Annotated in this window: 18 protein-coding genes; 17 read left to right on the top strand and 1 reads right to left on the bottom strand. The window is 41.1% G+C overall.

What is annotated here, in order from left to right:
* Positions 1-4: 4 nt before the first annotated feature.
* From NH399_RS04320 to NH399_RS04245, 17 genes are all read left to right on the top strand, one after another.
* Positions 5-511, top strand: a complete 507-nt coding sequence (locus NH399_RS04320; RefSeq protein WP_253037232.1) for a hypothetical protein — start codon at positions 5-7, stop codon at positions 509-511.
* Between the two features lie 93 nt (positions 512-604).
* The gene (locus NH399_RS25815; protein ID WP_371876058.1) at positions 605-685 is read left to right on the top strand and encodes an SEC-C metal-binding domain-containing protein; all 81 of its coding nucleotides are present in this window, start codon (positions 605-607) and stop codon (positions 683-685) included.
* Positions 686-825: 140 nt separating this feature from the next.
* Entirely contained in the window at positions 826-1,404 is a 579-nt protein-coding gene (locus NH399_RS04315) for a hypothetical protein (RefSeq protein ID WP_253037231.1), read from the top strand.
* A 123-nt stretch (positions 1,405-1,527) separates the two neighbouring features.
* Positions 1,528-2,586: a serine hydrolase gene (locus NH399_RS04310; protein ID WP_253037229.1), complete on the top strand. Its 1,059-nt coding sequence runs from the start codon at positions 1,528-1,530 to the stop codon at positions 2,584-2,586.
* Positions 2,587-2,633: 47 nt separating this feature from the next.
* On the top strand, positions 2,634-2,942 hold the full coding sequence (locus NH399_RS04305; protein WP_253037223.1) for a hypothetical protein: 309 nt from the start codon (positions 2,634-2,636) through the stop codon (positions 2,940-2,942).
* A gap of 151 nt (positions 2,943-3,093) precedes the next feature.
* Entirely contained in the window at positions 3,094-3,825 is a 732-nt protein-coding gene (locus NH399_RS04300) for a hypothetical protein (RefSeq protein WP_253037221.1), read from the top strand.
* Between the two features lie 16 nt (positions 3,826-3,841).
* Positions 3,842-4,237 (top strand): hypothetical protein, encoded by a 396-nt coding sequence (locus NH399_RS04295; RefSeq protein ID WP_253037219.1) that lies wholly within the window; start codon positions 3,842-3,844, stop codon positions 4,235-4,237.
* A gap of 31 nt (positions 4,238-4,268) precedes the next feature.
* Positions 4,269-4,589 carry a hypothetical protein gene (locus NH399_RS04290; RefSeq protein WP_253037218.1) on the top strand — a complete coding sequence of 107 codons (321 nt, stop codon included), beginning with the start codon at positions 4,269-4,271 and terminating at the stop codon, positions 4,587-4,589.
* Between the two features lie 25 nt (positions 4,590-4,614).
* A complete protein-coding gene (locus NH399_RS04285; protein WP_253037217.1) occupies positions 4,615-5,769 on the top strand; it encodes an FAD-dependent oxidoreductase in 1,155 nt (384 codons plus the stop codon).
* A 100-nt stretch (positions 5,770-5,869) separates the two neighbouring features.
* The gene (locus NH399_RS04280) at positions 5,870-6,505 is read left to right on the top strand and encodes a DUF6058 family natural product biosynthesis protein (RefSeq protein WP_253037212.1); all 636 of its coding nucleotides are present in this window, start codon (positions 5,870-5,872) and stop codon (positions 6,503-6,505) included.
* A gap of 54 nt (positions 6,506-6,559) precedes the next feature.
* Positions 6,560-6,898, top strand: a complete 339-nt coding sequence (locus tag NH399_RS04275; RefSeq protein ID WP_253037203.1) for a tRNA-binding protein — start codon at positions 6,560-6,562, stop codon at positions 6,896-6,898.
* Positions 6,899-7,168: 270 nt separating this feature from the next.
* Positions 7,169-7,360, top strand: coding sequence for a DUF3185 family protein (locus tag NH399_RS04270; protein WP_253037202.1), 192 nt, complete (start codon positions 7,169-7,171; stop codon positions 7,358-7,360).
* A gap of 185 nt (positions 7,361-7,545) precedes the next feature.
* Positions 7,546-8,097 carry a hypothetical protein gene (locus NH399_RS04265; protein WP_253037200.1) on the top strand — a complete coding sequence of 184 codons (552 nt, stop codon included), beginning with the start codon at positions 7,546-7,548 and terminating at the stop codon, positions 8,095-8,097.
* A gap of 99 nt (positions 8,098-8,196) precedes the next feature.
* On the top strand, positions 8,197-9,345 hold the full coding sequence (locus tag NH399_RS04260; protein ID WP_253037198.1) for a GGDEF domain-containing protein: 1,149 nt from the start codon (positions 8,197-8,199) through the stop codon (positions 9,343-9,345).
* Positions 9,346-9,412: 67 nt separating this feature from the next.
* Entirely contained in the window at positions 9,413-10,429 is a 1,017-nt protein-coding gene (locus NH399_RS04255) for a hypothetical protein (protein WP_253037196.1), read from the top strand.
* A gap of 198 nt (positions 10,430-10,627) precedes the next feature.
* Positions 10,628-12,124 (top strand): DNA recombination protein RmuC, encoded by a 1,497-nt coding sequence (rmuC, locus tag NH399_RS04250; RefSeq protein ID WP_253037195.1) that lies wholly within the window; start codon positions 10,628-10,630, stop codon positions 12,122-12,124.
* 100 nt (positions 12,125-12,224) lie between these two features.
* Positions 12,225-13,616: an HDOD domain-containing protein gene (locus NH399_RS04245; protein WP_253037194.1), complete on the top strand. Its 1,392-nt coding sequence runs from the start codon at positions 12,225-12,227 to the stop codon at positions 13,614-13,616.
* Between the two features lie 5 nt (positions 13,617-13,621).
* On the opposite strand, the gene NH399_RS04240 is transcribed toward NH399_RS04245, so the two are convergent.
* Positions 13,622-14,755 carry a GNAT family N-acetyltransferase gene (locus NH399_RS04240; protein WP_253037192.1) on the bottom strand — a complete coding sequence of 378 codons (1,134 nt, stop codon included), beginning with the start codon at positions 14,753-14,755 and terminating at the stop codon, positions 13,622-13,624.
* Positions 14,756-14,782 lie beyond the last annotated feature (27 nt).

Below are 14,782 nucleotides of genomic sequence, written 5' to 3'. Positions count from 1 at the left end.
CACATTGAAATTAGAGTTATTGCTATTGTTTGGCATTCTTTCTTTGAGTTGCCACGGGAAACATGACATCACCTATGGAACTTTTCACTTTGAGGATGAGAAGCTAGGAGCGACCTACGAAAGCCACTATGAGTCATTGAGTGAATTTTGTCACTCTGCCAATGAGCTTTTTAAGCAAGAAGAGCCTCTGTGTGTTCCTGAGACTATCAAGAAACAAATAGACGTCTATTGTGAAGGATTAAAAAGTCAAATCGAGTCACAATTAAAGACATTGGCAACTAACGAAGCTATGCCAAAAAACTCAGATTACACAGGCTCTGGAACAATACAGGGAAACAGTGAACGAAATGTCTCTGTAACCATTCATGATGCAAAAGAGTCTTCCAGCGAACAACAAAAAGCGATAAGGCAACTCGCAGAAAAGATTGCTGGAGGACCGCCAAGAAAGTTTAATTACGAATTTAAGTTTGTCTGTTCATATAGTGACGAAAAACAAGGAGAAATATTATGAAAACTCAATTAGAAAACTTACTTTGCTTTCGAGGTTACGAGTAAGCGACGTAGAGGGTTCCCTTCTGAAACACAAGTAAAGACAGGTGACAGAGTGGTTCATGGAGACAAAGAGCTCATAGAAAAACTTGGGAGAAATGATCCCTGTCCTTGTGGTTCAAGGAGGTTATTTTAAAAAGTGTTGTTTAAAGTCAGGCTGTTTTTGACGGTAGTAATCGACACTACTATCGTCGCTGAAGGTTGAAATCAATTCTTTTTTTGCGTGGTCGACGATAAAGGCTCATTTTTGAGCCTTTTATAAAAGGAGTTCTTTTTATGAATGAAGCAGTAGAAGTTTCTGCGACAGAGTGGGAGCATCTGCATTTTTACGGTATCACATCTTATCCCTTGAGTGAGGTGGGGCTTAATCAGCAGATGGCTCAAGGTCTCATTAATATGGTTGGTGCAGGTGCATCGATTTGTACTGGCGCTTTGATTGCGCCTAAGTTTTTGATTAATCAAAAAGGTACGACACCGTGGCTTGCTATGTTTGCGCTTCTTGCTGCCAGACAACCTGCATTGCTACAGGATATACATAAAGGAGAGGCGGCGGCCTTTATACCTAATGATATTTTAGAGTCGCTCTTTATTGATCATAACAATTGGCCGGCTCAGTTATGGTCCCAATATAATATTGAACTTAAAGGGTTTAATGTATTTGTCTTACCATTCTTAGTGCCCAAAGGATCTGCTTACAATTTACACTTTGAGCAGTCGATGAAGGCACCAGATGGCAGTCTGGAAGTGTTTGGCGCTAATGTCTTCGATGAAAACCAGCCAGAGAAGTTACTGTTAGAGTTACAGAGTATACTGGAGTTTATTAATCTGCATCGTCCAGACATCGTTGAGCAATAATTGTCTTCTATTAGTGGAGCTAAAGATTCGTCGTATAAAAATCTTGGTATTCAATAATAAAGTTTCCACTAAAGGCTACCTTAGATAGAGCCTTTGGTGGCGTTCATTCTACAAGGATATCAAATGAAGTTTGCCTATATCATCGTCAATTTATTTATTTTGTGGTCTTCACTGTCTTTGGCAGCTAATCAAAATTCTATTGAAGCCTCGGTTTTAAAGATAAAGAGTGGGGCCTACACAGGCATCGATGGACTGCTAGTTTATAAAGAAGGTAAATTGACGAACGAGTACTACTTTAATGGTTTTGATGCGAAGAAGCTTCATCAAACACGGTCGACATTCAAGAGCGTTACGGGGTTGCTTGCGGCCATCGCATTTGATAAACAGCTCTTGAAGCCAGATGAGCTGATCGTTCCACTTATCTCTCGTTACATGAAACTAGAAAACATCGATCCCGATAAAGCAAAAATAAAGGTGAGTGATCTGCTTAATATGACGTCGGGTCTTGATTGTTCCGAAATGCCGGGCACTGGACCATATCATGACGAGCAGGTTGATAATGGTTCTAATCCTCTTAAGTACAGTTTATCTATTGCTATGTCTGGGCAACCTGGCAAGAAGTGGAAGTACTGTAATGCAAACTCCTTTTTGCTAGGTGTAGCTTTGTCTGCGGCTCTGGAGAGAGCGAAGCAAGGCAACATCAATGAATTTGCTAAAGAGCAGTTGTTTGCTCCTCTTGGCATTAGTGACTATCGAATATATCAAAGTCCTGAAGGTTTTTTATACGCTCAGGGGAATGCTCGTTTTAAACCCAAAGACTTAATGAAGCTTGGTTTGTTAGTTCTTAATAAAGGCAAGTGGCAGGGTAAAACGATTATTAGCAATCGTCATATTGATTCTATATTGAATGGGGTTGTCGATACGCACTGGTCCTGGACTGACTTAATTAAAAAAGATCCTAAGCACAAAGCTCGTTATGCTTATCAATGGTATAGAACCCTATTTGATTATGGAAATAAAATGGTTCCTGTCGCTCATACCTGGGGGAATGGTGGCCAATTTGTATTTGTTGCTCCAGATTTAAATTTAGTGGTTGTTTTTACGGGGAGCAATTATGGAGATATTAAAAAACAGAAGCAGGCATTTGAGATTATGAAAAAATATATTATTCCTGCCGTTTAAATGAAGTCTTAGTGCGGCCGACAACCTAAACTGGATATGAAAGAGCAGTGATTACAAAGGGAAGCGTGACTCGAGAGAAGGCGGCCAGTCAGTTTGAGTTTTTGGCAGAAAAATATCGAGGGCGAAGAAAAGCAATCAAAGAATTTACTCATACTGCACCAGATTTCGTATTCTGGATTTACCCAGATGGCGAATTATTTGATGCGAAAGATGCACATAAAAAGAACGTACCGAAAGGTTACCGTCATATACTCGAAGATGAGCCTGATTACGGCGGTTTTCTTCGAGGAAGGGTTGCTAGCAATTGCGGCCTCAACTCATTGTTGTTTATTGTCGAGCCGAAGCTCTTGCTATAAAAGGAAATAAGTTGGAGCAGTTTTTAAAGGGCGTTTCTCAACTCCCGATTCCCATCGAGTCGAAAACTCTGATTATAAGCGACAATGGCGATCTTTATGGCACTTTAGACGATCTAAAGCAAAGACAAGAATAAAAAAGTGATTGATATAGATGAGAGATGATAAGTACCGAAAGAGTATTAATCGATTAGCAGAAAAAGGAGAAAGAGGGTTTCCTAGAGCATCGCTTGAATTCTATGGTCCCAGTAAGTCCCGCGCAAAGAAAGCGGTACTCGTTATTTATGATGATAATGCTGAGCTCTTCCGTAGTGATTTTAATACAAAAGGTTATGATCTTCGCTGGGACTCTGGTTTTAACAAAGAGGTCTTACAAAAGCTTCGTGAGCATCATGTTAAAACTCTGGATCTATCAAATGTTGTTGTGGGCTGTCATAAAAGTATTCAACACTCAGAGTGCAGATACTGGCAGCGTTTAACTGATGTTAAATCCTATGACTTTAGTGAGCTAACTGAAAAAGGGCTAGTATACGAACTTGAACCCAATGAAGAGGGAAGTTTGATATTAACTGTTTGCAAGCCGCAGAGTGTTAAAGGGAACAAAATATACGATGATAGCTGCTACGTGGAACTTGATGGTATTGAATATCCGACCGACAGCCCTATCATTAGTGGGGTTCTTACGGATGGCGTGTGGGAGTTTGGTGTTGTATCAAGTTATGTGCCTGGTCCGGGGCCTGATGAGTGGTTTGAGGAAACAACGAATTTAACTTTTATGAAGAACACTATCATAGATTACTACTTTTCAAGCAGTAGCTTAATGAAGCGAGAGCCTATTCACTCACTCATTAGAAAGTTGAAACTTTTAGTAGAAAAGATGAAGTAAGAGATGAATACAGGTAATGAAGGAACTTGAATTCCAAATATCCAGTGTTCGGTGGAGTGATTTTTCTGGTCCAGAACATTATAAACCTGACGAGCTAGTAGAAGCTCTTATCGATTTATCTCGATATGACGAGTCGAGAGCTATCAATGGGCTAGAAAACAAAGTACTTTTTGCTGTAGGTAATAATCATGCTGGAACCTACTATCCTGCGGTGCTTGTAGCTCTTGATATACTGATAGTAATTGAGCAAAGCTCTGAGGTTGAAGCCATTCGCAATTGTGCTCATGCGATTTTAAATAATTTATACTATTTTTCGCCAGAAGTCGGCGACTACATGGCTCATTCTCCTCAAGAAATAGAGGACTATGTCAAAGTAAAGCTTAAGCCTTACTCTGACAACCCTGAGTCTTAACTCGATTTTAGAGGTTTGTATTGGATGTGTCATGAGAGCTGATATAGATAAAATAAAGGAAATCGTCGGATTTAGTTGTTTTTTCGCCGGGATTGTTCTGGTTTTAGTTGTGACTTTTTATCCGTCAGTGCCTCGAACTCCAATGGGTTGGTTGGCATTATTTCTATTTGGAATTCCGGCATGGATATTGTTGGAGATGCTGGGCGATTTCGTTTTAGGTTCTAGTTTTTACAAGAATCTTTCCTCATTTGCTCGTATACTTCTAACCATTCCAGCGGTAGTATTTCTTTGTGGTGTTGCGTTAGTCATTATAGGCGTTGTGCGGCGTTACGTATTCTTAGCTGGTGGCTAAACTAACTGTGAGCTAAGGAACCCTAATGAAATTGACTAGAAGAGACTTTGTTCGAGTGAGCGCTTTACTTGGCCTAAGTGGTGGCATCTCTTCTTTGTTTGCTAAGAGCAAAAATAAACCATCCCATGTCATCATTGTTGGGGCTGGTGCCGCAGGATTATCGGCGGGCTATTTACTGGCGCAGTTGGGTATCGACTTTAAGATATTGGAGGCATCTTCGGTTTATGGTGGAAGATTAAAAACATCAACCGACTTTGCTGATTTTCCTGTTTCGCTGGGAGCAGAGTGGTTGCATGTGAACCCTAATATCTTGGTACAAATTGCGCAGGGTGGAAAAACAGCGATTAATGTTCCTACTATTGGCTACAAACATGATGACAAGGCAGTTTACTGGGATGGTGAAGAACTGGAAGAAGTGATGGTAGGAAAAGTAAAAGACAGAAAATTCGTTGGAGGGTCATGGCTTAACTTTTTCGAGGATTACATACTGCCATCTGTTAAAGAGCATATTAGCTACAACACGATCGTAGAGTCTATCGATTACTCAAAGAAAAAAGTGTCTGTATCTACAAGAAGTAAGCAGAATTATGAAGCTGATAAGGTCATATTGACTGCCTCATTAAGGTTGTTACAGGATCAAGATATTGGCTTCTTTCCTCAGTTACCTGAGTCAAAACTCGTAGCTATAAAAAAGGCAACTATGTGGAAAGGCATTAAGATTTTTATGAAGTTCTCCAAGAAATTCTATCCTACCTTTGTCGTTCCAGAGGATATAGAAGACCGATCTGGACAGATTCTTTTTTATGATGCTGCTTACGGTCAAGATACGAGCGAGAATATCCTTGGTTTCTTCGCTGTTGGAAAACCTGCCGAACCTTATTTGTCACTTTCTGGTAATAACTTACGAGACTTTGTTTTAAGTCAGTTAGATCACATATTTGGCGGTGCCGCGAGCCGCAGTTTCATTAAGTTCATTGTGCAGAACTGGCAAGCTGAGCCCTTTGTGAAGGCTGCCTATCTTCAAGATTATGAGAGTCTAGATGTTGTTGAAGCTTTATCTCTGCCCATTAATAAGAAGGTTTACTTTGCCGGTGAAGCCTATGCTGGAAGAGAGGATTGGGGAGGTGTTCATACAGCAACGCAATCAGCTAGAACAGCAGTAGAGCAGATGATGAGCTAAATCTCTTGTTGTTTAAGCCGTAAACATCTGGCATTCATCTTGTGTTTTATAAGTCTTTATTGTTAAGCTACTTAAATAAGTAGCTTTCTGGGGGTAAAGATTGGAATTAATACAGTATTTGGAGCGTCACTTCTATAACAGGCAAGAACTGCTTGCCCTCAGCAAAGTAACAACAGAGGAGCTATTAAAGTATCAACAACAGGAGATGATGCCAAATTGTTCTTATCGTGTAAGTTTTGAGTTAAAAAGTGACTCCTTCTTTGGAGCTCACCAGGAAGCACACGAAACAGAATACTATGCTAAAGGGTACGCTTCTTGGTTAGGTATTGTTAAAACGCTGGAGTCTAAAGAACACGTCTATGAGCACTTTTATCAGCGTTACATACGGAAGATCGCAGAGTTAAAAAAGCTGGGCCATTGGTCAGACGATCCAAAAGTAAATGCTCAGATCGATTTGCATATAAGCTCAGAATGGAAATATTTTTTGGACGGTACCTATGGTTTGTGCACTCAATCTGGTTTGCCAGAAGATATTGCAGCTAAAGAATTGGCAATACTGGAAATCAATCAGTTGTCATCCGAGGAATCTTTAACTGTTGAACAAACAGCCCAATTAACTAAAGCGGTAAATCTACTCGATGAAGCAAGTTCGTTGTTTGCTCCCCACGAGAGGCCTAAGAGTTCGAGGCAGAGGCTAATTAACGATATTCGCCGACGTTTTCAATTATCGGCATGAATGAGTAAATACTAAAACAGAGATGAATGCGTCATTTAATAAGAGATTAAAACTATGAGTCACATTAGTTGGGATGATTTTCAAAAAGTGGAAATTCGAGTCGGGACTATTGTCGAAGTGGAAGACTTTCTTGAAGCACGAAATCCTGCCTACAAACTGAAAGTAGATTTTGGTGACAAGATTGGAATCAAGAAATCCAGCGCTCAAATAACTGACTTGTACACTAAAGATGAGTTACTCAACAAAAAGGTGGTGGCTGTTGTTAACTTTCCAGTTAAACAGATTGGTCCTGTGATGTCTGAATGTCTGGTGACTGGGTTTCATAGAGAAGATGGTTCTGTTGTGCTCGCTGTACCAGACTCGGATGTTCACGATGGTGCGCGATTGGCTTAAATCAAATTTTGTTATGTGGATTTTACATAGATGGTGAGTCATTCATCAGAGATATTCCGTTGTTAGAATCTATTGCATCAAAATCGAGTATTAATTAGTCTCTTAATTTTGTGGTATAACCCACTGTGAGTATGCTACTTTGAGGGCATATTACTTTTATTAGTCCTTACTTTTTGAGGGGAGTTCTTGAAAGAACTATTAAGTAATTGACTAGAAGAGGGAATATAGGCGTTGCATAAAAACGATTACTCTTAAAAACTGAGGTCATATATGAATAATAAAATCATTGGAATTGTATTAATCATTGTGGGAGTCGCGCTGGCTTTTTGGGGATATAACATCTATGACTCAGCAGGCTCGCAAATCACACGCGCATTAAGCGGCGACACTCCAATTGAAGCTTGGGCTGGAATGGTGGGCGGAGTGATTTGTGTGGTTATTGGAATCTTTAAAGTAAAATAAGTTCAAGTTGCCAAATACTGATTTAGGTTCTTCAGTAGGCTTGCTATTCATCCATTATTAAAGTTGATAAATAGCGAGCTGTTTCCTGTTCATTTACTGTAATTCTGGATAGCTCTTATTGCTAAGCATCTGTTAGGAAGAGTTGGTTAATCGAGTATAAGTTTAATTGGAATAAGTAGCGAATAATGTCTGACATAAAAGAACAAAAAACGATATTAAGTCGTCTGTGTCGATTAATGTGTGGAGTGTTTTTTATTGCTCTGGTCATGTCTTCAATTTTTACCAATGGTTTTTTCTCGATACTTCCATTGACTGTAAAGAACATTACGCTTTCTGTTTTTGTATGGATTTTATTTGTTCTATCATTTCATTTTTCTAAGCCTGATCCTGACCAGAGAAATGTTAAAGCCACTCTGGTGATCGCCTTTGTCGGCTTTTTCTTCACTCCTTTTTTAATTCTAGAAGCTGCTCCAGCTATTAAGCATATCAGTTCCTATGAGTATAAGGAGCTGGAGTTAAACATTGATCGCTTAGCAAAGTCTAGTGGCAGGGGAATGTGTTCTCCAAGAGTCGAGTTTGATGATGCTGGTATTCTTTTTTATCCATATATATGTCTATCAAATGACGATTATGAGAGGCTAATATCCATGCAGAAAGTATGTGCGGTCGTCAAAGCTTCTAATGTTGGGCGTAGCGACTACCGTCTTAAGCAACCGCTAACAGAAGAGTGCACTTAAGCTCACAAAATCAGGCCTCAAAATTACTGAGCAATGCCTATAAGGTGATATTTATCGTCTATACTAGAACCATCAATGGTATGACATTAAGCCTGCACAATGCAGATAGATGGCTACACATTATTTCTGATTTTCTTTATATCCGCATGTACCGGCGCATTAGTCAGCGGCTTTCTCTGGTTAGTTAATCGAGAAATCAAAGGTTTAGGTTATTGGTTCTGGTCTCAGCTCCTTTACGCACTTGCTGTTCCCTTGGCGATGTCTCGGTTTGTATGGGGAGAAACAGTCGGTATATTACTTGCTAACAGCGCTTACTTCGCTTCTACTCTGTTGTTTGTGATAGGCCACGTTGTCTTTCTTAAGAAAAAACATCCAGTATGGTTTTACACTGGCTTAATTGTCGGTTTTGTCTCTGTTTTTAGTTACTACTATTTTGTCGAGCCGAATACTCATGCTCGCACTCAGTTAATGAGTGGTGTTGCTGCTTCCGTAGCCATGTATTTTTGCTTTCTTTACTGGGAAGCGTGGCGTTATCAGAGACAAGTAGCCTATCTATTTGCATTGTCTGTATTTCTTATCTCCTTCACTATCAATGTGATGAACATTATGCATTCGCATTCAACACCGCCAGAAACTTTATTTGATGCGCTAGCAGAAAAGCCTGCTCTCTATATTGGACTCTTTATTGTCCAACTGGTGCAGCTCTTTGCGCATTTCTCATTAGTAAACGCCATTCGTCTAAAAGCGCTCAGTTATTTGGCCGATCACGATTCTTTAACAGACACTCATAATCGCAGAAGCTTTATGCAGCAGGCAGAAAGAATATTCAATCGAGCGCAGGATGATCAGCAGCCCTTATCGGTGTTAATGATCGACGTAGATTGGTTCAAGACCATTAACGATCGTTACGGTCATCACATAGGAGATGAAACTCTCAGAGCATTGGTCCAGCAAGTAAAAAGTCAATTGCGTCCGGGTGATCTGCTTGGACGATATGGCGGCGAAGAGTTTTGCGTTCTGTTGGAATCTGTGGAACAGGATGGTGCACTAAAAGTTGCAGAACGCATCAGAAAAGCAGTAGAGAATAATAATATTAAAGTTCGTGATGTTAGTTTGGTATCTACCGTCAGTATTGGCGTATCTGGCATAACACAACTGATGGATTCATTTGAACAGGCATTGCAGCGCGCTGATGAAGCTTTATATCAGGCTAAGGACAAAGGGCGTAATCAGGTTTGCAGCCTGTAATATTTATTGCCCAGTAGTACAACCTGTGATACATAGTGAAGAAAATCTGTTTTTCTTGGACTAAATATTGAAGGTTAAAGTTCTAAACATTTTTTCTGTTGCTATTTTATTGGCTGGCTGCTCTGGAGTTCAGCAAAAACGTATTTTTCATACTCAGACGCTCAATGCTAATGGGTTATATGATGAGCAGCAGCAAAACTTCTCGCTAATAATCAAAGATGAAGAGGTCGCTGCTTTTTCCAGACCTGGAATTCATGGGAACATAGGATTTAAGACACTTTCTGTCAGTAAGGCGAAGGCGGTTGTATCTTTTGCTGATTCTCTATCGAAGTCTTCATTTGAGATCTTGAGTCATGAACTAGTGTCGCGAGAGAAAAAAGCAACTTCTTATACCGGAGAGCATTCCAACCTATTTTCGCGTTATGTTAATCCATCCAAGTGTAACGAGATGGCGATTAAGTCTAAGTTGCCTTTGGACGTACAAGAAACTCTGTCTTTTAGAATGGAAGCGTGTGAAGACTTTATCGAAGTCATCACAAAAAATAATCAGCATAAATGTTCGATCGACTTAACCTCTTTTGCCAAAGCTCATACTAATAAAACCGGTAGCCCAGAATGGCCACTATCAACGGCTTTTGACTACGCGTTACAAGAAAGCAGCGGAAACGTAATATTACGAGAAAATAACTGGCGTTATGTGAGAAGTGGTGAAATAACTTTGTATGAGTTGTCATGTACAGAAAAGGTGAAACAATACGAAATTTCTACACGAGGTCTTGGTGATGAGTTTTTTATTGTGAAGGTAAGCCACTATGGAGAGCCAGCGTTAATTATTCGTTATGATGATTGGAAGAAAAATCGTATTGTTAAATTAGATGGAGAAATTCTATACGACGGACCCATACTCATGCGGAGCTTTCATAATGAGTTGTTTTTGCCCGATGAGGGTTACATATATTCCTTTGATGTAAAACGTAAAGAACAACAGAACACATCCTCTTTTTATTTGGATATTCATCGTCTGACTTATCAGAGAGATGGTTTTGTAAGTCAAACAGTTGAGTTTCCTTTACCATCACGTTAATTGGTGTTCCTTGGAGTAAAGTATTTTTTGCCATTGGTATGTTAACTCGACAAGTTCGACATTATTCCAGTTCTGTGACATACTGTTTTAATAAGTACTACTTGGATAAGCTGTGGGACATGCGGTAGACCCAACTTCGCGTGTTTTTATTGAGGTTTATTTAGTACCTATTGAATGATTAAGGACTGAAACGTGAGCATGATAAATAACATAACATTAGAACAAAGTGTGATCGGAATATTGGCCTTCAGTGTCATCCTACTGTTTATTTTGCTGTCTCTGATATTAAGGCGTTTGTCATCCTTAACCAAAAATCACCATGAATCATCACTGATTAAGCAAGAGCTCTCTGAACAGCTATTACAGCTTCGAGAAGTGCAGTTAGAACGATTCTCTCAGGCAACCGCAGATACGCAATATGCCTTTTCGCAGTTAAAAGAAAGCCTCACTCGGCATTTAGGCACTTTTCAGCTTAAGCTCGACAAACAAGCCAGTGTGACGGCAGAAAAATTATTGCGACAGCAGCATCAATTTCAAACAGTGATCGCTGAGCAGATGCAGGGGCTAAAACAATCCCAGACAGAAAGCTTCCACCAAGGGTTGATGCAACAGCAACGTCAGATAGAAACCTTTAGAGTTGCTTTAATGGAATCACTGCAACAATCACAAACAACGGCGTTGCGTGAGCAAGATGTCTTAAGGAAAAAACTGGTAGAAGAATTACGGACCCAGTTGAGTGATATCCGCGATGAGTTAAAAAATACCCTTAACCAAAATACTGAACAAGTAACCAAGGGCCTAACCAGCCTCACTCAATCCACCGATGACCGATTACAGCAAATCAGCGGACAGGTAGAAAAACGTTTAACAGAAGGTTTCGAAAAAACCACGCAAACATTTAGTGATGTATTAAAACGTTTGGCACTGATTGATGATGCGCAGAAAAAAATCACCGAGTTATCATCGAATGTTGTCAGCTTGCAACAGGTGCTTGCCGATAAGCGATCACGGGGAGCCTTTGGTGAAGTCCAGCTCAATGCATTAATTCGTAATGTATTACCAGCGGGTCATTATGCTATCCAACATAAACTATCTAATAATAAAATCGCTGACTGTATGTTGTTTTTACCAGAACCTACTGGGCATGTTGCTATCGACGCAAAGTTTCCTTTGGAATCTTATCAACGCATGACCGATTTTGAGCGTTCAGATATTGAGAGGGCAGCTGCTGCTCGACAATTTAAGCTCGACATAAAAAAGCATATTCGAGACATCAAAGACAAATACATTATTGCGGGCGAAACAGCGGCCGGTGCAATGATGTTCATTCCTGCTGAAGCGATCTTTGCAGAAATACATGGTCATCACTCCGAGCTGGTCGACTTTGCACACAAAGAGAAAGTCTGGCTAGTGTCACCTACCACCATGATGGCAATACTGACAACCGCCAGCGCGGTGATCAAGGACGAAGCAACGCGAGAGCAGGTGCATGTTATTCAACAACACCTTGGTTATCTGGCTCAAGACTTTGATCGTTTCCAACAACGCATGGACTCATTATCTCGTCATATCAACCAGGTATCCAAAGATGTTGATATGGTTCACACTTCGGCTAAAAAAATAACAAATCGATTTAGTAAGATTGAACAGGTCGAAATCAAAGAAAAGCCTGCTGAATCTCTGATTTCTAACTGATTTTTGAGATAGCGCGAAGATTTTGCGATCCGGGTAGGCGACTCGGTTATCTATTGGCTATATTTAAATAAAGCCTAGTGATCGTTTGATGGAGTCTGTAGTGACCTTAATAAAGTCTTTGGAAAATTACCTCAATGATAGGGAAGCGGATTTTGAAGTTGTCGAGATGGAGGAATGCAAACATCTGATAAATGCTGCTGACACCTTAGGGGTAGAACCCAATCAAATGCTTCGTTGTGTATTGCTGCAAGGGGATTCCAAGCGATACATGGCGGTTTTACCCGCCAGTCATTTGTTAGATTTTGAAGCTTTGCGTAATCTGAAAGCTGATGAATTTAACGTCATTGATGACGCCATGGCTCTGCAATACTTTAGAGGATGTGATCAGGGGTATTATCCGCCGGTTCCAGATTTATTTGGTTTTGAAGGTGTGGTTGACTCGAGTGTGTTTGAGCAAGAGCAGGTGTTTATTCACATAGGTCATGGTGATGGCTTTCTAAGGTTGGAACGACGTGCTATTGATCTGGTCTTCTCGGCTTTTGAAAGCATGTCCTTTGCTTGTGGCCCAGAAAAGCTCTATTCCGGTCGTAGTGCGCAAGAAGACTGTAATGATGCTGCGCTTCAGCAGTTTACGCCGATTCGAATAAAACAACGTATTGACGAAACCTTTGATTTACCTGCAATGCCAGACATTGCTCAAGAAATCATGAAGTTAAGAGTTGATCCCAGCGCTGATGCTCGAAAGTTAGGCGAAATTGTGGCCCGAGATCCCAGTTTGGCGGCTCAAATTATCAGTTGGGCGAGCTCTCCGTATTATGGTTATAAAGGCACGATCGACTCTGTTGAGACAGCCATCTCTCGAGTGCTCGGGTTTGATCTGGTAATGAACCTGGCGCTGGGTATATCCATTGGCAAATCGCTCAACGTCGCCGTCGATGGGCCCTTGGGAGTCAGAGCCTTCTGGAAGCAGTCGGTCTATTGTGCCAGCCTGGTCGAAAAGCTGTGCCTGGGAGTGCCGCCCAAACAAAGACCCGAGAGAGGCCTGTCTTACTTAGCGGGCTTGCTGCATAACTTTGGCCATTTGTTGCTTGGTCACTTGTTCCCACCTCAGTTTTTGTTGGTCAATCGATACGTAGAAGCCAATCCCTATATTCATATCGAAGATATTGAACATTTTGTATTGGGCGTTACTCATGAAGAAATGGGCGCCTGGTTAATGAAAAACTGGCACATGCCTGACGAGCTTATAGTCTCGGTACGTTGGCACCATAAAGAAGAATTCTGGAGTAAGCACGCGGTTTACTCCAATCTGGTCTTGCTGGCGAACCGGCTATTAAAACGCATCGAAATTGGCGATGCCTGCCGCATGGAATTGCCCCAATCGACACTCGAGCTCTTGTCTTTAGAAGAATCTAAAGTGATGCAGAGCTTTGAATCTCTGCTTGAAGAGCGAGATGTGCTCGATATGATGTCAAAACAGCTGGTGGCATAGCTTATTCAGGTTTTAAAAGGTAAGCGTTGATTAAGCTCATCACGGTAGGCCGACAATTGGAGCGATTCATCAGAATATATCTGTTTGAGCTGCTGATTGAGGCCGTCGTGACGGGTAAAGTAGAAAGATGAGCTCAGCTCTGCCTCGAATCCCCGCGTGACTTTATGCTCTCCCTGTACACCCGGGTGAAATGCCTGCAATCCTCGTTCAATACAAAACTCAATACCCTGATAATAACAACATTCAAAGTGCAGCTGAGTCACTGGGCTAAGAATTCCCCAATAGCGTCCATATAGAGTCCTATCATCAAAGGTCATGCACGACATGGCTAGAATGTTTTCATTTTCTCGTGCTACCACCAATAAGCACTGCTCGGCACATTCAGTGAGCCAGCGCTCAAAGAAAGATGCGTTCAAATAACCTAAATGCCCTGATTTTTTTAAATACGTCGATTGGTACAAGGAGACAAAGGCGGCGATCAAATCTGCGGTGATGCTGTCTCCGGTGCAGCGCTCAATGGTGAGTTGAGATTGAGCAATCTTTTTTCTTTCGGCACGAATGTTTTTGCGTCGTTTCAATTTGAGCTGTGAGAGAAAGTCTTCAAAGCTGGTATAGTCCCGATTTCGCCATAAAAACTGAATGCTATGACGCAAAATCCACTCTCGTGATACTAGCTGTTCCGTCCAGCTCTGTGGCAGATACAATAGTTGCCCCATAAAGAGCCCCAGGTTTTCTAGCTCTTGCTGAACTCGATCCGATACCTTCTGCATAACAAGAGGAGATGTCTCTGGCAAAGGCATCTCTACTGGCGTAAAGGGGAGTTGGGCCACCCACTTGGGGTAGTAGCGAATACCGGCTCGTTGCAGTTGCTGGGCAATATCCCAGTCAAAAACGTATTCACCGTAAGAGTGATGTTTTAGATAACCGGGCAAACACAGTGATTGCTCTTGAGCTTCTAGATTCAGATGGTAGGGCTGCCAGCCGCTCTCTGTCTCCAGACACCCTGACTCTTCCAGCAACGACAAAAACTGATGGTTGTAAAACGGATGTTTGGAATGGCCGGATAACTGCGTTGCCAAAGTGTTGCAATCACGAACACTGTGAGTGAATTGATGGGATGGAAAATGTTCAGACTTCATTCAGTTACATAGCCCTAAAATGGATAC

Origin of the sequence: Pleionea sp. CnH1-48 (genome assembly GCF_024124665.1) — a bacterium.
Classification (GTDB): domain Bacteria; phylum Pseudomonadota; class Gammaproteobacteria; order Enterobacterales; family Kangiellaceae; genus JAMXSB01.
Note: the sequence above shows the minus strand (reverse complement) of the source record. Positions and strands in the feature narration are given on the sequence as shown.